At 52.4% G+C, this 20,681-nt stretch carries 14 protein-coding genes; 5 read left to right on the top strand and 9 right to left on the bottom strand.

All coding sequences use genetic code 11. The features are described 5' to 3' along the window. Nucleotides 1–25 precede the first annotated feature (25 nt). Nucleotides 26–586 carry a Uma2 family endonuclease gene (locus AC2IAX_RS02205; protein WP_494389136.1) on the top strand — a complete coding sequence of 187 codons (561 nt, stop codon included), beginning with the start codon at nt 26–28 and terminating at the stop codon, nt 584–586. A gap of 60 nt (nt 587–646) precedes the next feature. On the opposite strand, the gene argJ is transcribed toward AC2IAX_RS02205, so the two are convergent. The 4 genes from argJ to trpC form a co-directional block, all read right to left on the bottom strand. Continuing rightward, on the bottom strand, nt 647–1,888 hold the full coding sequence (gene argJ, locus AC2IAX_RS02200) for a bifunctional ornithine acetyltransferase/N-acetylglutamate synthase (RefSeq protein WP_494389135.1): 1,242 nt from the start codon (nt 1,886–1,888) through the stop codon (nt 647–649). A gap of 349 nt (nt 1,889–2,237) precedes the next feature. Further along, nucleotides 2,238–3,509 (bottom strand): sensor histidine kinase, encoded by a 1,272-nt coding sequence (locus AC2IAX_RS02195; protein WP_494389134.1) that lies wholly within the window; start codon nt 3,507–3,509, stop codon nt 2,238–2,240. Between the two features lie 132 nt (nt 3,510–3,641). Next, nucleotides 3,642–6,017: a hybrid sensor histidine kinase/response regulator gene (locus AC2IAX_RS02190; protein WP_494389133.1), complete on the bottom strand. Its 2,376-nt coding sequence runs from the start codon at nt 6,015–6,017 to the stop codon at nt 3,642–3,644. Nucleotides 6,018–6,907: 890 nt separating this feature from the next. Continuing rightward, nucleotides 6,908–7,810 carry an indole-3-glycerol phosphate synthase TrpC gene (gene trpC, locus AC2IAX_RS02185; protein WP_494389132.1) on the bottom strand — a complete coding sequence of 301 codons (903 nt, stop codon included), beginning with the start codon at nt 7,808–7,810 and terminating at the stop codon, nt 6,908–6,910. Between the two features lie 943 nt (nt 7,811–8,753). On the opposite strand from trpC, the gene AC2IAX_RS02180 reads away from it, so the two are divergent. After that, on the top strand, nt 8,754–8,987 hold the full coding sequence (locus tag AC2IAX_RS02180) for a hypothetical protein (RefSeq protein WP_494389131.1): 234 nt from the start codon (nt 8,754–8,756) through the stop codon (nt 8,985–8,987). Between the two features lie 400 nt (nt 8,988–9,387). On the opposite strand, the gene pstB is transcribed toward AC2IAX_RS02180, so the two are convergent. The 4 genes from pstB to AC2IAX_RS02160 all read right to left on the bottom strand — a co-directional run bounded on the left by pstB (nt 9,388) and on the right by AC2IAX_RS02160 (nt 13,647). Beyond that, nucleotides 9,388–10,182: a phosphate ABC transporter ATP-binding protein PstB gene (gene pstB / locus AC2IAX_RS02175; protein ID WP_494389130.1), complete on the bottom strand. Its 795-nt coding sequence runs from the start codon at nt 10,180–10,182 to the stop codon at nt 9,388–9,390. A gap of 224 nt (nt 10,183–10,406) precedes the next feature. Further along, nucleotides 10,407–11,318 (bottom strand): phosphate ABC transporter permease PstA, encoded by a 912-nt coding sequence (pstA, locus tag AC2IAX_RS02170; RefSeq protein ID WP_494389129.1) that lies wholly within the window; start codon nt 11,316–11,318, stop codon nt 10,407–10,409. Beyond that, nucleotides 11,318–12,244 carry a phosphate ABC transporter permease subunit PstC gene (pstC, locus tag AC2IAX_RS02165; RefSeq protein WP_494389128.1) on the bottom strand — a complete coding sequence of 309 codons (927 nt, stop codon included), beginning with the start codon at nt 12,242–12,244 and terminating at the stop codon, nt 11,318–11,320. Before pstC ends, pstA begins: the two co-directional genes overlap by 1 nt. Nucleotides 12,245–12,543: 299 nt before the next feature. Further along, nucleotides 12,544–13,647: a PstS family phosphate ABC transporter substrate-binding protein gene (locus tag AC2IAX_RS02160; protein ID WP_494389127.1), complete on the bottom strand. Its 1,104-nt coding sequence runs from the start codon at nt 13,645–13,647 to the stop codon at nt 12,544–12,546. A 2,022-nt stretch (nt 13,648–15,669) separates the two neighbouring features. On the opposite strand from AC2IAX_RS02160, the gene AC2IAX_RS02155 reads away from it, so the two are divergent. From AC2IAX_RS02155 to AC2IAX_RS02145, 3 genes are all read left to right on the top strand, one after another. After that, nucleotides 15,670–16,977: a calcium-binding protein gene (locus AC2IAX_RS02155; protein WP_494389126.1), complete on the top strand. Its 1,308-nt coding sequence runs from the start codon at nt 15,670–15,672 to the stop codon at nt 16,975–16,977. Nucleotides 16,978–17,578: 601 nt separating this feature from the next. Further along, nucleotides 17,579–18,574 (top strand): sugar transferase, encoded by a 996-nt coding sequence (locus AC2IAX_RS02150; protein ID WP_494389125.1) that lies wholly within the window; start codon nt 17,579–17,581, stop codon nt 18,572–18,574. Nucleotides 18,575–18,587: 13 nt separating this feature from the next. Continuing rightward, nucleotides 18,588–19,199: an ATP-binding protein gene (locus AC2IAX_RS02145; RefSeq protein ID WP_494389124.1), complete on the top strand. Its 612-nt coding sequence runs from the start codon at nt 18,588–18,590 to the stop codon at nt 19,197–19,199. A gap of 241 nt (nt 19,200–19,440) precedes the next feature. On the opposite strand, the gene AC2IAX_RS02140 is transcribed toward AC2IAX_RS02145, so the two are convergent. Beyond that, nucleotides 19,441–20,637, bottom strand: coding sequence for a glycosyltransferase family 2 protein (locus AC2IAX_RS02140; protein WP_494389123.1), 1,197 nt, complete (start codon nt 20,635–20,637; stop codon nt 19,441–19,443). Nucleotides 20,638–20,681 lie beyond the last annotated feature (44 nt).

Raw genomic sequence — 20,681 nt, 5'->3', positions numbered from 1 at the left:
TCTAGAGCGCCAGGACAGTCGCAAAATGATTGCAGTGCCCAGCGGGGTTAGCGTTGCTGATTATTGGGTCATTGAGCAAAACAATAACCAGCGCTTTGAGTATCGCGAAGGGCTGGTCTACGCCATGGCCGGCGGGAGCGATCGCCACGATGAGCTGATCCTGAACCTGTTGGAGCTGATGCGACGGCATTTACGGGGGTCTGGCTGTGCGGTGCGATCGGGAAACGTGAAGGTTAACTACACCGATCGCTTCTTCTACTATCCCGACGCATTTGTCACCTGTGACCCGCGCGATCGCACTGATCGCTATGTCAAACGCTATCCCAAATTAATCGCAGAAGTGCTATCACCCTCTACAGAATTATTCGATCGCACTACCAAGTTTGAGGATTATCAAGCGATCGAAACCCTAGAAGAATATGTGTTAATTGATCAAGAAAAAGTCGCCGTGGAATGTCGGCGACGGGTCACAGGCGATCGCTGGGAAAGCCAGATTTATCAAGCGGGCGATCGGGTGGAATTAATCAGTATTGGTTTAACGATCACGATCAAGGATCTTTACGCTGGCCTCGATGAAATGTCTTAAAAATCATCAATCTAGACAAGGGGCTTCAGCCCCTTGCCTCCCAGAATTCAACGGTCAGAATCAGGTGGTGTATTCGGCGTTGATCTTCACGTAGTCATAGCTGAGATCACAGCCCCAAGCCTTCGCGGAGCCGGGCCCGTCGCCGATGCTGACCCCGATCGCCACCGTGTCGGTTTTCAGATACTCACCCTCAGCGGCGGCTTTCAGGTAGTTGTGGGCGGCCATTCGATCAAACGCCAGCGGTTGCCCGTTTTCCATCAGCACAATGTCACCGAGCTGAATCCGCAGGTTGTTTTGATCGAACTTCACGCCAGCGCGACCGGCGGCCCCGGCAATCCGGCCCCAGTTGGGATCGCGACCGAAGATGGCGGACTTGGTGAGGGCGGAACCGGCGATCGTCTTGGCCACGGCGCGGGCGGCGGCTTCGTCAGCTGCGCCGCTGACGGCCACTTCAATCAAGCAGGTGGCCCCTTCGCCATCGCGGGCGATCGCCTTGGCCAGGTGAGTGCAAACCGCTGTCAGCATGGCTTCTAGCTTTTCGGCTTCCGGGCCCCATTGGGTGATTGCCGGGGTGCGCGACTGACCGTTGGCCAGGGCAAACAGGGAATCGTTGGTGCTGGTGTCGCCATCGACGGTGATTTGGTTGAAGCTGCGATCGCCCGCTCGCGACAGCATTTCCTGCCAGAGCTGGGGCGACACGGCCGCATCACAGGTGACGAACGCCAACATCGTCGCCATGTTCGGGTGAATCATCCCCGATCCCTTCGACATCCCGCCAACCCGCACGGGGCGATCGCCGATCGTAGTTTCCAGGGCGATCGACTTGGCCACCAAATCCGTTGTCAAAATCGATTTTTCGGCGCTGGCTCCCCCCTCGTCGGACAGGGCCGCCACCACCTGGGGAATTCCGGCCCGCATCGGTTCCATCTTGATCCGCTGCCCGATCACGCCCGTGGAGGCCAGCAAGACCGTGTTGGGATCAATATCCAGTTCTTTAGCCAGCAGTTGGGCGCATTCTTCCGCGTCAGCCACGCCAGCGGCTCCCGTGGCGGCGTTGGCTTGACCGGCGTTTACCAAAATGGCGCGGGCGCTGGGCTTGGCTTGCAGGCGATCGCGGCAGTAGTCCACGCAGGCGGCGCGTACTTGGCTGGTGGTGAAAATCCCGGCGGCGATCGCCTCCACTTCAGAGTAAATCAGGGCCAAATCTGGCGCACCCGATGGTTTCAAGCCCGCCGTAATGCCCGCCGCCTTGTATCCCTTAGGAGCCGTTACGCCGCCGGAAATCACTTGCCAATCTGCCATGAGTCGATCGCCCTTTCACGATTGCTAAGTTGCCCAGAGTCCGGGCAATTGGGTGATTATAGCAAGGTCATTTCGGGCGATCGCGCTGCTTCTGTCACAGGATCACGATGCAAGTATTGTTGACATCCTCCCCACCGCAACCGGGCGGAGATTCCCAAGCCTCACGACTTGGGTTTCTGCTTCATAGCACCTACCTTCCAAGACTTGCTCTCTTCGGGTCTTACGGTCGCTCCACAGACTGAAACCGCTAGCCCAGCGGCCATCTATAAACTTAGCACGCCTTAAATCCCAGAATTGCTTGATCAAAATAGCCGATCATTCCGACAAATTGCGGCGATTCTGAATCAATTTATTTTGGATTAATTGGTAAACGAATCAGAAATTGAGTGCCTCGCCCTAGTTCTGACTGCACTTCCAAAGTACCGCTATGCTTTTCAGACACAATCTGATGGGCGATCGCTAGGCCGAGTCCTGTGCCCTTGCCAACGGGCTTGGTTGTAAACAGTGGCTCAAATAATCGTTGCTTGACTAACTCATTCATGCCAATTCCATTGTCAGCAATACAAACCGCGATTTGCTGATCATTGGTAGTCTGAGTTGTAATTTGAATTTGCAGCCCAGAATCGAGGGTTTGGCCTTTCAATGCGCTCTCATCTAGGGCATCGATCGCATTGGCTAGCAAATTCATAAACACCTGATTGATTTGCCCTGGATAGCAAGGTACGAGTGGCAATTCGCCATAGGACTTGAGAACCGAAATTTCAGGACGATGATCACTACTTTTCAAGCGATGTTGCAGAATCATCAGGGTGCTATCCAGACCTTCATGCAAGTTTGCTGGAATTTTAGTTTCGGTGTCAGAGCGAGAGAAAGTACGCAGCGATGTGGAAATGCCGCGAATTCGATCAGCTCCCAGCGTCAAGGAATTGATGATCTTGAGGCTATCTTCAAAAATAAAATCCGGTTCCAAATCTTCCAAAACGGCGGCTAATTCTGGTGAAGGCTGTGGATGTTCTTGCTGATAGAATCGCAAGATTTCTGCCATGTTGTTGATGTGCTCTCGCAGCGGATCTACATTGCTAGCAATGAAGTTGATGGGATTATTGATTTCGTGCGCAATCCCTGCGAGCATCTCTCCTAAGCTGGATAGCTTTTCCTGCTGAACCAGTTGCACTTGCATCTTTTGTAGATCGGCTGTGCGTTCATGGACTTGATGTTCCAGGGACTCCGTTAGTTTTTTGAGTTTGAGGTGAACCTGTAATCGAGCTAAAACTTCTGTTTGATCAAATGGCTTGGGAATGTAGTCCACTGCTCCAAGGGCAAAGCCTTTAGCTTTGTTTTCTGTGTCTGAAAAAGCAGTTGTAAAAATAACTGGAATAGACCTTGCAAGTGGATTAGCTTTGAGGCGGCGGCAAGTTTCAAAGCCGTCAATACCTGGCATTTGGACATCTAGCAAAATAAGATCTGGAGGATTGCGATCGACCTGCGCCAACGCACTTTCACCATCGATCGCCACGCGAAAACGCAACCCGGCACTATTCAGCGCCTCCGATAAAACCGCCAAGTTAGTTGGATTGTCATCCACAACTAAAATAAATTCATTCGACGCAGATGCTGACATAGGTCATCAGGAGTTGATTTGGTTGTCCGGTGAGTGGGAGAGACTATGCAAGTATTTCCCAAAATTTGCTGAATCTTTTTGGAGTGTTGAGGATCATTCAATCGAGAGAACCAAGCTCAACGACGAAAATAGCTATTGAGCTAAATAGTGTTCAAGCAATGTTTGTAGCTGTTTAAGCTGGAAGCGAGCCGCCAATTGAGTGACCTGCTCAGAAAAAGGTGCCATGCTCGGGTTAGACTCTGCCAGCTCAGCAACCATGGATAAGATTTCTTGAGTATCACCGTCCATCAGGAGATCGTGCAACCGTTGCACAATTTCTGAAGCGGGAGGAATGACATCTTGGGTTTGAAGGGGTTCAGTTGTTGAGGCAGTATCAGGGATGGTGGATTGCTCATAAACCCAAGTCAAATTAAGTTGCTCTTGCAAGATTTGGAGCAGCACTTCAGCCTGGACTGGTTTGGGCAAAAACAAGTTAGCCCCCGCATCGATCGCCTCTTGCTGATTGCTTTCAAAGACACTGGCTGACGAAGCGATCGCCACAACATTGCGCAAAGTTTCAGAGGTGCGAATTTGTCTGAGTAGTTGATAGCCATCCATAACATGCATCATCAAGTCCGTAATGATTAAGTCGGGAGCATGATTCAGTGCAGTTTCCCAACCATCTTGACCATTTTGGGCTTCCACAAGCTTGAAACCAAGTGGCTCTAGGAGGCTAACAATCACAGAGCGATTCTCCCAACGATCATCTACCACAATGATGGTGCGCTGCTTGCCTTCATAACCCACAATAGTTCCTTGGTCAATTGTTCTAGAAGCGATTGCCCATTCTTTGGCCTCCGGTAGCTGCACATCAAACCAAAAGGTACTGCCTTGGCCCAGCGTGCTCGCCACTTCAATTTGGCTACCCATTAAGGACACAATTCTGTGGCTGATAGCGAGTCCTAAACCAGTGCCTTCTGACTGCCTTTTGCTATTGCCCACTTGTTCAAATGGCAAAAAGATTTTTTCTAATTGTTTTGGTGTCATTCCCACGCCCGTGTCCTCAACCTGAAATCGCAGACAATATAGGGACGGATCATCGAGTTTTTGGGCTTGAACGCGAAATATCACTTGTCCTTTATCAGTAAACTTGATCGCATTGCCGAGGAGGTTAATCAAGACTTGGCGTAGTCGCTTCTCATCAGCACGAATCCCGATCGGTAAATCTGAATCGGCTCGATAGGTAAAAGCAATGCCTTTTTGCTCAGCACGGATCCGACAAATTTCGCAAACGCCCTGTAGAAATGAGGGCAAATGAAATTCATTGATTGCCAGATCAAGTTTACGAGCTTCAATTTTAGAAAGATCCAAAATGTCATTAATTAAGGTCAGCAGATGAGTTCCACACTGATGAATAATTTGGATGCCATCCTGTTCTTTTTTGCCCCAGGTTTTGGAACGGCTGAGAATTTGGGCATAGCCCAAAATGCCATTCAGGGGTGTGCGTAACTCATGGCTCATGTTTGATAGAAATTCGCTCTTAGCCTGATTAGCAAAATCCGCTGCGGCCTTGGATTGTTTGAGCTGTGCTTGCTCCGTGGATTGGACATAGACCAAAACGCCAATCAGCGTGCCCACGAGCAGCAAAACAACGATCGCAATGCCATCCAGTAGCTGAAGCTGAGATTCAATATTCTGGCGCGGAATCACCAGTGCCACAGACCATTGCGCTTCGGTGAGCGGTCGAAAACCCACATAGCTTTCAAGTCCGTCAATTTTGACCAATTGAATGTCCTGTTGCCGATTGACCATCTGTTGGGCAATGTGGGCCAATCCTGCGTCTTGGGCAATTACCAAGCTCGGCGCAGGCTTTTCGAGGGTGGACATGAATGCTGAGTTGGGATGCACGATCGCTTCGCCCTTGGAATTGAGCACAAAGGCATAGCTGCGATCGCCATATTTCAACTGATTGGTGACTTGCTTGATCCGATCGATTGTGACCACTCCATGGATTACCCCAACGGGCTGCGGTTTGGAGTTTTGATCTTTAAAAATTTGATCTTTAAAAATAGGCGCGGCAATAGCCACACCAGGAACACGAGTGATCCGAGCAATCATGGGATCATCGACATAAATTTGCCCAGTGATTGCCTTTTGAAACCATCGGCGATCGCGCACATCGGCCGGCTTGGTCTTGGGAACAGTGCTTTGGCGAATTCCTGCTGCTGTGGTGAAGCCAAAGAACGAAAAATCTCCAATTCGTTGATCTTCAGCTTTTAGATAAGGACTGGCGATCGCCCAGTCCATCGATTGCACCACCTCAACGTGGGATAACATTTCCACGCGTGTTTTCAACAATGCCAACCAACTATCGATATCCTGAGACCTGCTGGTCACACGGGATAGTGCATCCTGTTTCAAGTTTTCCAGCGTTGCTTGGCGCACGGTTTGATAGCTAATATATGCGCCCACGCCCACAAGTAGTGCCGTGCCTCCCACAATCAGCCGCATCAGCAGGTTACGGGACAATTTCAGGCTGAGAATGTTTGGCAGCGCGGCTGAAAACTTTCTGTCGGTTGTCTGGGAGTGCAAAATCATAACGATCTGAAATCGGTGGCGGGTGATCAGGTCATGAACTTGGACTGTAAAATCTGCTTAAAATTATGAACAGATCAAGTAACTTATCTGTTTCATTTCAAAGCAAATAGCAGCTCCCATTTCCCTTGTGTCCTTAGGTTGATTGCTGACTGCTAACTCTATCGGAGCTTTGTAAAAAAATCGTGAAAGAAATTGATTGGGTGTAAAAAATTACACAAGAAAATATTCGAGTGTAAAAAATCGCACAAAAAAATCCAATATCTTTACCCTATCAAAATAAATTTGCGATCGACTCTGCAAAAGTAGGCTGACTCAAGATAACACCTAAGATTAGTTTTAGGCAGCAACATCACTCTAACTTCAGAATGAATGGCGGCTTTAGGCAGTGATTTGTAGCACTGACAGGCAAGACTGATCTAGTTTTTTAGAACCAGTTGGTATATTTGCATTCATAGAATAAACTTCGGCACTGTCTGCAAAGTGATGATTTCCAGTGCAAGATTGCTTGTCCAGAAAGGCTGTCACCTGTTCATCATTACTGAGTTGCAGTACTACCTGATTGTTGAATCAATCAATCTTTAAGAGAAGGCCTGGAAAGTCCAAGTTGCTACGCTGTACGCCCCCATGATCGACGCAGACAAGGGGCTTTAGCCCCTTGCCCTCTACAATTTCGCCACGATGGAATCGAGTTTTTGAGCGATTTGACGATCAGTCCTAAACCCTTTCTCCCTCAGCCATTGGTGCTTCACCATTGCCGTAAATGACCGCTCAACCACCCTCACGACGGTGGATGCTTGACGGACTGGCGTTGATCTAGAGGCTTATGCACGATCGGTTGTGCCATGCAGCAAATCCGTGACTGCTTGGGCCACATTCGGCTGACGCATCAGGGATTCCCCCACCAACACGGCTCCGGCTCCGGCATTCATTACCCGATCGAGATCCGAACGATTGCCCAAGCCCGATTCGCTGACCACCAAAATATCGCGCGATCGCAGTTGCTCACCCCGTTGTTCTAAGAGGGCGATCGTGGTTTCCAGCGTCACCTGAAATGTGGCTAAATCCCGATTATTGATCCCCACCAATTTCACCCCATCCAGGGCCAAAACCCGGTCTAATTCGGCCAAGGTATGCACCTCAATCAATGCCGTCATTCCCAAGGCATTAATAATCTTCAAGAAATATTGCAGATCCGTATCAGTCAAGATGGCTGCAATTAACAAAATGGCATCGGCCCCGAGCGATCGAGCCAGATAAATTTGGTAAGGATAAAGCACAAATTCTTTACAGAGCAGCGGCAAATTAACCGCCTGCCGAATTTGCGCCAAATAATCGAAACTACCCTGAAAAAACTCCTGATCCGTCAGCACCGACAAACAGGCTGCACCGCTGGCCTCATAGGTTTGGGCGATCGCCACCGGATCAAAATCCGCACGAATTACGCCCTTGCTGGGGGAGGCTTTTTTCACTTCCGCAATTAGCGCTGGTTGAGGGGCTGGCGGTTGGCGCAATGCGGCTAAAAAGTCTTGAGGGGGCTGGGTTTCTCGCACTCGTTGCTGAAGTTTAACCAGGGGTAACGATTCCCGCAGCCGATCGACCTCTGCTTCCTTGTGCCAAACGATTTTTTCCAAAATATGGCGAGGCTCGCTATCGGGCACACGCACTTGATAGCGCAAGGTGTCAACGGCAATGGCCGGATTGGGTTGAACGCGGCGAATTTGCATAGAATTTAGAAGCAGTGAATCGCTAAATGAAGAAAGGGATGAATTTTGCCGATTCTGATGTAGGCTAATGGGCATCGGAGCATCGATAGCCGACCAATTAAATGGGCCAATAAGCCAAACAGCAAAGTTGGTGCTTTAATTGGCAATTTGCTAACGAGCAATTTATCCTGACCAGAGGAGATGAAAAGCGATCTTTGGGTTAGGGTTCAATGGTCGAAATGCTCTCGATGATCTATTGACCTTCGTGACCGTTTGGACGATTGATCGCTTTAGCAATGCTCTCCCGGTAACGAGCGAGCCATTGCTTCAAGGCCCTGTAGGCCACCGCCACCCTCTCAACTGCTACTTCTCAAGATCCAGCACCCAAGTCCAGTAGCGACGAATTTGGGTTGAATTGGTTTGCCAACTCGTCTTGGCTTGAGCGGCCCTAATCATACGCGAAATCAGTTGTTGCCGGATCGATCGCCCCAGAACTGGCCTGAAATGCCTTGAAATCGCTCTCAGAGAATTTCTCAAGGAAATCTTGTAAAAAACTGGTGATTACTCTGGATTGCGCTGGAATCTAGGAAGCTGGAATCTGGAAAATCCAGATCATTCATCCCGTGGCTGATTCCATGAATGCCTAACCTAGGAATATCTAACCTAGGAGACGAGCACTGGGACACCATGGGGGTGCGATCGCGATCGCTCAGATTGACGACAGCGATCGACAAGGCCGCCGAGCACTGTCACGCGCCACGGGCTGAACCATCACTGGCTCGATCGGGCGATCGTGACACAATTCAAGTACAAAGCAATTCACCCAGAAAGCATCTATCCCGCATCGGTTGAGCGATGCAACTCCTACCTCTACCCTTCACCCAAAAGGGAGGTTCATCAATGTCTGTGCTACTCGTAATTGCCGTTTTGTTTGCGCCGGTTCTGCTGTCCTCAATGATGGTAGATGAAAGCTTTGATGAAGCTTTGGGTCATCCCAATCGCCATTGAAGCGATGTTTGTGTCATTCCTGTTGGAATTTTTGTCACAACTGATTGCAGCATTAGTTGATCACAATTCATTAGTTGCAGGGGTGAATGGGTTTTCAGTAAGTGGGCCAGAAATAATGGGCAGGAAGCGCCTAAGCCCGGCTGAAGCCGATTTCAGCAATTGTATATCTGCACCACCTGTCAACTCCTAACGCCACAGCTTCGACGTTACTCAGATCCCTTTCAAGATTTAATCTACCGCAGCTCTTCAAGCGCAGTTCAGACGAAGCGCAACCCTAAAGAAGTGCAACCATAAAAAAGGAGAGGATGCTGGTTCATTGAAATTTGAACGCATCCTCTCCTTCGTTTAAGCATTTAGAGGCTGTCTGAAAAGCCAAAATGGCTACCTTGTGGGTTGGCATCGACCGACGAAGACAAGGGGCTTAAGCCCCTTGCTCCCAACGATCTCGTTACGGTGGAATCAGAGTTTTGGGTGATTTGACGACACCCTCTAAGCCCCTTGCTCCTACAGCTACTAGCACCTTTGCAAGCGCCCCAAGTTACTTCCCAGACATCCTCTGAGGATTCTTTTCAGGGCTATGGTCTTTGGCTTTAGCCGAATCGACCGGTTACATAATCGCGAGTGGCTTCTTCTACGGGATCGTGGAAAATGCGTTCCGTACGATCGTACTCCACCAAATAACCAACCTTGCTGCCCGAGTCGGTGGCTTGGGCGTTGAAGAAGGCCGTGCGATCGCTCACCCGCGAAGCCTGTTGCATGTTGTGGGTCACGATCACGATCGTGTAGTCGCCACTCAGTTCCTTAATCAGTTCCTCAATTCGGAGGGTGGAAATTGGATCCAAGGCCGAGCAAGGCTCATCCATCAGGATCACTTCCGGTTGAATGGCCACAGCGCGGGCAATGCAAAGGCGCTGTTGTTGCCCGCCGGAAAGGGCCAAGCCACTGTCGCGCAGCTTGTCCTTCACCTCATCCCAAAGGGCAGCCCGCCGCAGGGAGCTTTCAACTAGCTCATCCATGTTGCCGCGATAGCCATTGATGCGGGCCCCAAAGGCAATATTTTCGTAAATGGATTTGGGGAAGGGATTCGGGCGCTGGAATACCATCCCAATGCGGCTACGGATGGAAACGGCATCGACCTTGGGGCCGTAGAGGTCTTCTTCGTTGTAGGTGATTTGTCCCTCAACGCGGGCGCTGGGAACCAGGTCGTTCATTCGGTTAAAGCAACGTAAAATCGTGCTCTTGCCACAACCGGAGGGGCCAATGAAGGCCACAATTTCGCCCCGGGGGATGTCTAGTGATGCGTCGCGCACCGCGATGCTGGGACCGTAGTAGACCGAGACTGATCGGGCAGATAACACCGCATTGGACGTGACAGAAGATTGCATACCAGTCAAACCTGAACTGAAAAGTGAAGAAGCAAGGGAGAAGGTCGAAACATCAGCATCCAGCGCGGTCGATCTCAACCCCATCATCTGGATCCGGTGATTACGGGCCATGAGAAGGGTATGAGTTCTAATCTGATCGATCAACCGCAGAACGTTTGCAGAACTATAAAACGCACCGGTTACCAGAATTCCCAAAAAACCAGGAATCCTAGGAATCCTAAGCACTAGTTGAGGGCCTTCTGGAACCGGTTGCGCAACAGAATTGCCGTGCCATTCATGGCCAACAGAACAATCATCAAGATGACAATCCCGGCGGCGGCGTTGATGTGGAAACCTTGCTGAGGTCGGGAGACCCAGTTGTAGATCTGGATCGGCAGCGCCGTGAAGGGGCTTTGGGGATTGTTGGGGATGAAGGGAACGAAGGTTAAGGCTCCAATGGTGATCAGCGCGGCGGTTTCCCCGATCGCCCGGGACAGGGCCAAAATGGTTCCGGTCAAAATCCCCGGCAGGGCCAGCGGCAACACATGGGCCGAAACCACCTCCCAACGGGTTGCCCCCAGCGCAAAACCTGCCTGACGCAGACCGTCGGGGACGGTGCGCAGGGCTTCGCGGGTGGCCACGATGATCACCGGCAAAATCAGCAATGAGAGGGTTAGGGCCCCAGTCAGAACGCTGCGGCCGCCGGTGATGGGTTGCAGCCAGCGAGCAAACACCTGCAATCCCAGCAAACCATAAATGATCGAGGGTACGCCAGCCAGGTTGGAGATGTTGATCTCAATCAGGCGAGACCACCAAGATTCGAGTGAAAATTCTTCCAGGTACAGGCCCGCACCCACCCCGATCGGGAAAGCAATCAACGCTGTCAGCACCAGCAGCCAAATGGAACCACCTAATGCTGCGCCCACCCCGGCCAACTCCGGCTTACGCGAGGGCAGGCTCGTGATGAATTGCCAGCTAATGCGGGGCATTCCATCGATGAAGGTATCCACCAGCAGCACCACCAAAATCAGGATGGCGAACCCAGTGGCCACCCAGGTGGCCCCAGCGAAGATGTTGTCCTTGACGTAGCGCTGATCCAGACGAGGGTTGAAGAGCAACGCGCGCGATCGCCCTTGGGATTCGTTTGAGATAGCCATTAGTCGTATTTTTCCTGGAAGCGACGCACAAACCAAAAGCTGAACACGTTCAACACCAGGGTCATCACAAACAGGGTGGTACCCACTGCGAACAGGGTTCGGTAGGCGATCGACCCGGCCGGCGTATCCCCAAGGCTGACCTGCACGATGTATGCCGTCATGGTCATGGCGGAGACAAAGGGATTCAGACCCAAAGTGGCATTCTGACCCGCTGCGATCGCCACGATCATGGTTTCCCCGATCGCCCGCGACACCGCCAAAATCACCGAAGCCACAATCCCCGACAAGGCCGCCGGTAGCACGACTGCAATGATGGTTTCGCGTTTCGTGGCCCCCAACGCATAGGAGCCATCTCGCAAACTCCGGGGCACGGCATAGATCGCATCTTCACTCAGAGAGGCAATCAGCGGCGTGATCGCCACACCCAACACAATCCCCGCACTCAGGGCATTAAACCCTTGCAGTCCGGGGATGATTTTCTGAAGCAGCGGTGTGACAAACAGCAGAGCAAAGTAGCCATAGACCACCGTGGGCACACCCGCCAACACCTCTAGGGCCGGCTTCAGCACCTGTCGCACCTTGGGGCTGGCATATTCACTCAGGCAAACGGCCGACAGCAAACCCAAGGGCAGAGCCACCAAAATGGCGATTCCCGTGGTTAGCACCGTGGCACTGATCAAGACAATGATCCCGAATTGGGCGCTGGCAAAGAGCGGAGTCCAGCGGGTTTCCGTGAAAAATCGCCAAATGGGAATGATTCTGAAGAAATCGACCGTCTCAAAGATCAGGGTGAAAACAATCCCGATCGTTGTGGCGACCGATACAAATGAAAAAAGACCCAAAATCAGTCGAACGATCAACTCTGTACGGTGACTCGCTTGACGATTGGGCTGCCAAAGTGCGCGATCGCGCAGGGAACTCTCCATAGGGAAGGGGTGCGGGAACCCGCAAAAATCTTTTCGATTTTCTCTAGATTTAACTGCAAACCGGCAATGGGCTGATCAAAACTCAACGCCTGTTGCGTTCCCCTGGTCATGGGCTGGGGCGGCCGAACCTTCGCGAATTCTGGATGTTCGGCCGCAAATGTCCCATTCCAAGGATCTGCCACAGGCCGAGGCCATCAGCCAAGACCAACGGCCAAGGGATGATCAGACCCGCCATCTAAAGCCCCCGTGAGGATTTTAAAGACCCGGGCGATCGCCCCTCAGCACCAGGCTGAACCCGTTTACTTCTTCTCGGCACCGCCGGCCTTTTCAGCCGCCAGCAGATCCGACAGCTTAGCCCCAGCCGGAGCCTTGCCACCGAACACGGAACCGGTCACTCCCTTCTCCAGGCGCTCCTTCGCCAGCGTCAGCACCTCATCGGGCAGCGGCAGATAGCCCGTATCCGCAATGATTTGCTTGTTGGCCGCATCAATTTGGAATGCCACAAAGGCCTTCACCTCAGGACGGCTGAGGGCATCCTTGCGGACGTAAATGAATTCCGGACGCGACAGGGGTTCATAGGAACCGTCGGCGATCGAAGTCGCGCTCGGAGCAACGCACTTGCCGTTCTTGCCCTTGATTTCCACCAGCTTCAGCTTATCCTTGTTTGCTTCGTAGTAGGCATAGCCAAAGAAGCCCAGGGCACCTTCATCACCCGACACGCCCTGCACAATCACATTGTCGTCTTCGCTCGGCGTGTAGTCCCCACGGCTCTTACCTTCTTCACCGGTAATGGCCTTGGTGAAGTAGTCATAGGTTCCCGAATCCGTACCGGGGCCGTAGAGGGTCATCGGCTTGTCGGGGAACTTCGGATCCACATCCTTCCAGCTCTTCACCTTGCCTTCCGCGGCCGGTTCCCACATTTTCTTGAGCTGATCAACGCTCAAGCAGGCGGCGAAGTCATTTTTGGGGTTCACCACCACCGAGAGGCCATCAAAGGAGATGGGCAGCTCCACATATTCCACGTTGCCCTTCTTACAGAGTTCAATTTCTTCTGTTTTGATGGGTCGCGAAGCGTTGGAAATATCGGTTTCCCCAGCGCAGAACTTCTTGAAACCGCCACCGGTTCCCGACGATCCCACAATCACCTTGGTGCTGGTGTTGACTTTCATGAACTCTTCAGCCATGGCTTCCGAAATCGGAAACACGGTGCTGGAGCCATCAACTTTGACGGTGGTCGTTGCTTCTGCCGCAGCGGGGCTAGCACCGGCAGCAGGGCTTTCGCCAGCGGCGGGGCTGTTGCCTGCTTGGGGTGCGCCACCACAGGCGGCTAGGGAGAGGGCCAGGGCTGCGATCGAGCCAGCAGCCGCGTGACGGGTCATTCGACGCAGGAGTGAGTAATTCATAGAGCTTCCGTAAGGGGTGAAGTCAATCAACCGATCGAGTCTGAGGTCTGAAATCTGAAACCTGATTTGAAATCGGCGATGAGCTGAAGTCGAGTGGGTTGCTTTACGAGGAAACTGCCTCGCGGCGGCTAAAACTGCCGATTGCGCCGCCCGTTGGTGTGTGGTGAATAATGACAGGGGCAAACGGCGGCTAGCATAAACCGCTTGGGTAAAGAAAAGGTTAATGGGTCTGATCCGCTTGCTGTCGCGATCGCTACAAATTTTGGAGTTTTGGGCCCAGGCTCTTAGTCGCCCAGAGTTGCCTACCGATTTTCGCACCCCTCCGCAGAAATTCCGCTCATCCGCTTGGGTATAGTTAAATTGGGGCTGCATCTTAAGGTTTCTTTTAAAGTTTTCGTGAATCTCACTCCAAAGCCCCGATTTTCCGATTTGCGTCAGACCAAGCCGCGCGATCGTCAAATCCGGTCTTTGGTCGTCGCCTTTGTCGCTCGGTCAATCGTTTGCGACAGGGTTAATTGGTTGTCTACGTCCTTTTCTTAATTTCTTCGATCGTCACGAGGAAGCATCATGCCTACCACCCTGACCCCCGGCGATATCGCGATCGTTGGCTACCAACGCACTGCCAGCAGTAGCACCTCGGGCACATTCCTTTTCATCAACCTAGTTCCTTTGGAAGCAGACACTGAAATCTACTTCACCACAAAAGGCTGGACGGGAACTAGTCTGAGAAATAGTGCTGAGGAGCTGGTTAAGTTTAAGGTAACTAGTGGCAACAAGATCCCTCGAGGGACAGTTATTAGCAGTGCTGCTACATCCTCATTATTTACCTGGACAAGTAGTGGGTCACTCCCTGCTACTGGTATCAGGGCCAGTAGCGATGTCTACAGCAATCTTACTTTTGATACAGACGGCGATCAAATCATTGCCTTTCAGTCTTCCAACTCAAGCGATCCGCTCAACTCTATTTCACAAATCATTTACCAGTTGGATTTCGAGGGCGATGGCTTTGAAGGTAGTTCTGGTAATCCTAATGATAGTGCTAAGGTTGCTGCGCTAGATGCAGCTAAGGCTTTTGTAGAATTACCCAATTTCAAGTCTCCTTATACACTTGGTGAATTTTCTACACTCGGTAGTTTTTCTGGTACTAGACAACAATGGCTAGATGCCATTAACAATTCTGCTAATTGGGGATCCCCAAGTAGTCTCACGCTGTATGCTGCGGGTGATTATAAGTCGGTTCAAATTCCTGTTCAGATTACAACCAGCGCAACCACTGGTTCCGAAGCTGGAACAACAGATATCACTGTCACTGCGACGACTGATGATGGAAATGCTGCAACTGATGATTCAGTCGTAGGAAATCAGACAGTTACCTTAACGGTCACCGGAACAGGAATTACAACCGGTGACTACACCTTGAATGGGCTAACAAGCAGCACAGCCACTATCACAATTCCTGATGGAAAGACTTCGGGAACAGCTACTTTTAAGGTCGTCAATGACTCCATTGATGAGGATGACGAGACCGCAACCCTAACTCTCAGCAGTCCCTCAAGTCGGCTGGTCTTGGGCACGACCACTTCTCAAAATATTACGATTACTGATAATGACACGGCGGGCTTAACCTTTACACCAACGACGGGTTTAACAACCACCGAAGGCGGCGGAACAACAGACTTTACGGTCAAGCTCCAATCTCAGCCTACCAATGATGTAACTGTTTCTTTAACAAGTACAAACACGAGTGAAGGAACAGTTTCTCCAACTTCTTTAACGTTTACGCCTAGCACTTGGAATACTGATCAAACGGTTACCGTCAAAGGTGTTGATGATCTCGTTAAAGATGGTAACCAGTCCTATCAAATCAAACTTGATCCCAGCTCCACAGATACCAAATATAATGGACTCAGTGATGTAGCGGTTAATATCAGCAACACAGACGATGACACGGCCGATATTGTACGCACACCAGCATCAGGACTAATTACTACTGAAGCTGGCGGCACGGCAACCTTTACGCTAGTGCTGACCTCGCCACCCACCAGTAAAGTCACTGTTAATTTGACCAGTTCTGACACCACTGAGGGAACTGTTTTACCCGCTTCAGTGGACTTTGATAACACCAACTGGAGCACAGCTAAAACTGTGACCGTTACGGGTGTTGATGACTCACTGGTGGATGGCAATATTGCCTACAGCATCAATGGTTCCTTAACAAGCAGTGATGCTAATTACTCAGGTAAAACCTTCACGATTACAGCTAGTAACACCGATAACGACACGGCTAGCGGAGGTGGTTCCTCTGGAGGCGGCACTTCTGGAGGCACATCAGGAGGCAGCACACCAACCGGTGGAAGCAGCACACCAACCACCAGTGGCCCGGGAGTCGTGATCGATGCGTCGCGGGGCATTGTGATTAATGGCGGATCGAACTCGGGGTCAGGGGTCACTTTCCCGAATATTTCGACGATTACGCCGATCGGTAGTTCACGGGCCCCTGTTTGTAATCTGGCGACGCAGCCAGCACCGCCGCCCTTGCCTGATTTACCCGGGGTGCAGTTTCGGCCGAACTCGATCGCCCAGCCGGCCACGTTGGGCCGCAACTCTAGCGATTTCATCACCGGATCGGGACGCAGCGAAGAATTTCGGGGTGGCGAGGGAGCCGATCGCATCTTTGGGCTAGGCGGCAACGATAACCTCTACGGCGACACGGGCAACGACCAGCTCAACGGCAACGCGGGGGATGACGTGGTGCAAGGGGGCCCCGGGCGCGATCGGATCTTTGGGGGCAGTGGTCAGGATGCCCTGTGGGGCGGCCGCGATGATGATTTTCTGTGGGGCGATTTGGGCCAAGACCTGCTGGTGGGCGGCGCGGGCAACGACACCCTGTTTGGTGACCTTGATGGGGGAGTAACCCGAGATCTCCTGGGCAGCGAAGCGGATGCCGATCGGCTGTTGGGTGGTGAAGGCAATGATCTGTTGGTTGGTCAGAATGGCGACGATACCTTGGGCGGTGGCAATGGCAATGACACCCTCTTTGGCGGTTGGGGAAAAGATCTGCTGTTAGGCAACGATGGAGATGATTGGCTAGACGGTGGCCAAGGCGACGATACCTTGGGCGGTGGCGCGGGACGCGATACGTTCGTGTTGGGCGATCGGCCCGGAACCGTCACAATTCTGGACTTTGAGCGAGGAATCGATCGCATCACCGGTCTCGATTTTGGTCAGGTCACCTTCGAGTCTGTGGGCTGCGATACGAAGGTGCTGCTGGGTAAGCGAGTGGTGGCATACCTGGTGGGCGCTCCCGCTGACGGCATTAGCGGCTTTTAGGCCGGCTGGCTGATGGTTGCTGGTGGGTGCTGGCCAATGGCTGGGGAAATGGGGCCGATCTTGAAGCGATCGGCTCCCTTTTCAGGATCGTTTGCTCAAAATTTGGGAACTGGTTTCAGGGCGATCGACTCCTAGAACCTCTATCAGCTACGCCATTAATCGAAAACTATAGAAGTATTTAGGAATCTCAAGTGAAATCGATCGTCATCGATCAGAATCAGGCGCAAATGGCCAGTAACTGCCAATAGATGAGCTATATATGAATGAGCGGATCGAATATCCTAAAATTCGTCGTAGCTGACCGCATCATTGCTACCATTGCAAGCTCGCACTGGTATTCTGACCGCAAAGGCAAAATCGATGTTTAGGCCCTCAAAGCCTGAGTCATCGGTTAGGGAATGTCTGAAAAGCCAAAATGGCTATCTTGTGGGTCCCATCGATCGACGACAAGGGGCTTAGGCCCCCTGCCCCGAAGGCAGCTTTTGCATTGCCAGTACCCCAAGTTACGTCTCGGACATTCTCCTAGGGGTGCAACAGGATATTCGTAACTGTCTTCAGTTTCAGGTTCAACTGCTAATCATCGCGTGATTCGCACGGTTCTATGACTTCGCAGCCGACTAGTATTGGTGTTTCAACTGTGGCTGGAACCACTGAAACGGTTCTTCATATCCCTGAGCGCCTCTCTGTTCTGGAAGCCGTTGATTTTAAGGACACCTGCAAAATGCTCTGTGAATCGGAATCGCTTCCGGTTCAAATCACTCTGGACTTCAGCCGCACCGCTTTTGTGGATAGCAGCGGCATCGGTGCATTGGTCAGTAGCTATAAGCTGGCCCATGCGACGGGTGTGAGCTTTGTGCTGCGGGATGTGCAGCCACCAGTGATGGCCGTGTTGTCCATGACTGGCTTGGATGCGATGTTGCCGATCGAACGGGCCACCGCCCTCATGAGCACCAAGGCCGGATCAGAAGAGGTGTTGCCACCGGCCACTCACCCTTCGGTGCGATCGTGGGTGAAGCGCACCCTCGATATTGCGGGTTCATTGGTGGGGCTGACCATTTTGGGCGTTTTGTTTGTTCCCCTCGCGATCGCGATTCGTCTTGATAGCCCCGGCCCCATTCTTTTTAGCCAGTCCCGTTGCGGTTGGATGGGTAAGCGGTTTCGGCTTTGGAAATTTCGCTCCATGGTTTCTGATGCAGAAGCCCGGCGTAAGGAGGTCAAAAACCAAGCTGAGGGTGCGTTCTTCAAGAATGACAACGATCCCCGCATTACTCGCATTGGTCGTTTTTTACGCCGCACCAGCCTGGACGAGCTACCCCAATTCTGGAATGTGTTGCGGGGAGATATGAGCCTGGTGGGCACTCGGCCGCCCACGCCTGATGAGGTGGAGCGCTATGAGGTTCCCCAATGGCAGCGGTTAGATGTGCGTCCTGGAATGACCGGTGAGTGGCAGGTTAATGGGCGATCGACGGTGAAAAAATTTGAGGATGTGATTCGCCTAGACCTGAAATATCAGGAAAACTGGAGCTTGCAGCACGATTTAAAACTCATTCTCAAAACCGTCGCACTTCTGTTTTCCCGCAGCAGCGGCGCAATGTAGTTAGGCGAGTCACATGGGCGCGCGTCCTCAAGGTTCGATCAAATCAAACCGCTTTAAATCTCTGCGCGGCCGCCTTGCCTGGTTGCGAGATTGCTTGCGGCCCCGTCGCTGGCAGCAATGGTGGACTCAGGTGTTGGGGCCCCGTTTGCACCATTGGTGGGACTATCAAACGGATAACCGCTGGATGCCCACCAGCCATCAATCGCACCTACACCTCACAACGGATCTTCAGGAACTTCCTTCGTTGTTGCAGTGGTTTGATGTCATTTTGAAGCGGGCTATTCCTGAATCGCTGCCGCCACAATTTTTGTGGGAGTGCCAGTTGATTTTGACGGAAGGATTTACGAATGCAGCTCGCCATGCGCACCATCATCGCCCTCCCCACACCCCGATCGTGGTTGAAGTGGGCCGTTGCGGGCGTTGTTTAAATATTCAAATTTGGGATTACGGCGATCCCTTTGATTGGGACGCGAAGTTGGCTTTACTGAAACAAGAAAAGCGCAGTCCTTTGGAGAAGGAATCAGGACGGGGATTGATGTTTATGGAGCAATTGTCGCGGCGGGTGCGTTACCGTCGCTATGGCAAACGCAATTGCTTGATGGTCCAAAAATCGTTCCCCAGTTAGCTTTCCGGTTCGCTGTTAGGGATCAGGGGTTATGACCTGTTGTCCTGTCCTGGGATCCAGTGACAACGGTTGATCTGCCATCCTCTAACCACCCCAGACAAGGGGCTTAAGCCCCTTGCTCCCCAAGATCCAGTGAAAGCGGTTGATCTGCCATCCTCTAACCACCCCAGACAAGGGGCTTAAGCCCCTTGCTGATCCGTTCACGGTGGAATCAGGGTTTCAGGCGATTTGACGACAGACCCTAGGAACTTTGGGTTAAAGGGCGGCCGCGCCAAGTCCATCCCCAGCCGGTTTCGACTTTGATGATTGAGGCGATCGCGATCGCGAAAACCAAAACGCCCCCCACACCCATCAGCCACCAGTAGCGTAGGGATTGGTCAGTTTGTTGGGCGATCGCCCAGCGCATCCCGCAAACGGCGATCGTGGTGGCAAGTGCCAGCCCAAAGGACACAAAGCCAAGGGGTGAGGGGCCGTCAATCAGTAACCCGATCGCTCCGATCAATAGCCCCAGCCAGGGCATGGCAAACACGCCAAATAACCCCGCTGCTGAGATCAGGGTTTTGGGGATGTTGTTTTGGTTGGCAATGTGCCAATGCTTAGTCCAGCCTTCCCACAGGGCCGCAAAGTTCTGGTACATCCGCACGCGCATTAACCCCAGCCCCAGCGCGAAATGGAGCGATCGCCCACTTTGACGAATCTGGCGGGCGAGGGCCAGGTCTTCGGTTAATTCATGGCCCACGGCGGCATGGCCACCAATGGCGGCATAGCTCGATCGCCGAAAGAACATGAAGGGCCCCGCCGCAAAGGCTGTGGGTGATTCGGGATCGTTCAAGGTGCGGAAGTCAAAGGCAATGGCCATGGCGCTGGCCACAATGGGCTGCACCAACCATTCTGAGAGGCAGCCACAAACCAACAGGGGAGCGCAACTGAGCAAGTCGATTTGTTGGCGATCGGCGAGGGTCAAGGCGGCCCCGATCGCCCCAGGAGCCAACCGCACATCGGCATCAATAAACAGCAGATAGTCTACGGTTTCCCCGATCGCCTCTGTCACTTGGACACAGGCCCAGTTTTTGCCTAACCACAATTGCTCCGTGGGGCGCGGGGGCACTCGCAGCACCCGCAACCGGGCATCGGTGGGCATCAAGGCTGCGGCCAGGGCCAAGGTGCGATCGCTCGATTGGTCATCAGCGACCCACACTTGTAATTCCACAGTGTCCGGTAGCTCACTGGCCAAGACCGATCGCACGCAATCCACGATATTTACTTCTTCGTTGTAGGCAGGGATCACCACCGCAATCGATCGAGCCGGAACTTCCGCGAGATCCACCGGCTCCAGCCGCGATGCCCCGGCCAAGGATTGGCACGATCGCACCCAAAAGATCCCGATTCCTAACCCAGACAGGGCCAAGAGTCCATCCAGAATCAGCCAACCCACCATAGTCTCATCACCAGTCTTGTCACCGCTGCTGTGCCTGATCGCGC

Source organism: Limnothrix sp. HT2024 (assembly GCF_059138625.1).
This window is presented reverse-complemented; position numbering and strand designations above follow the sequence as displayed.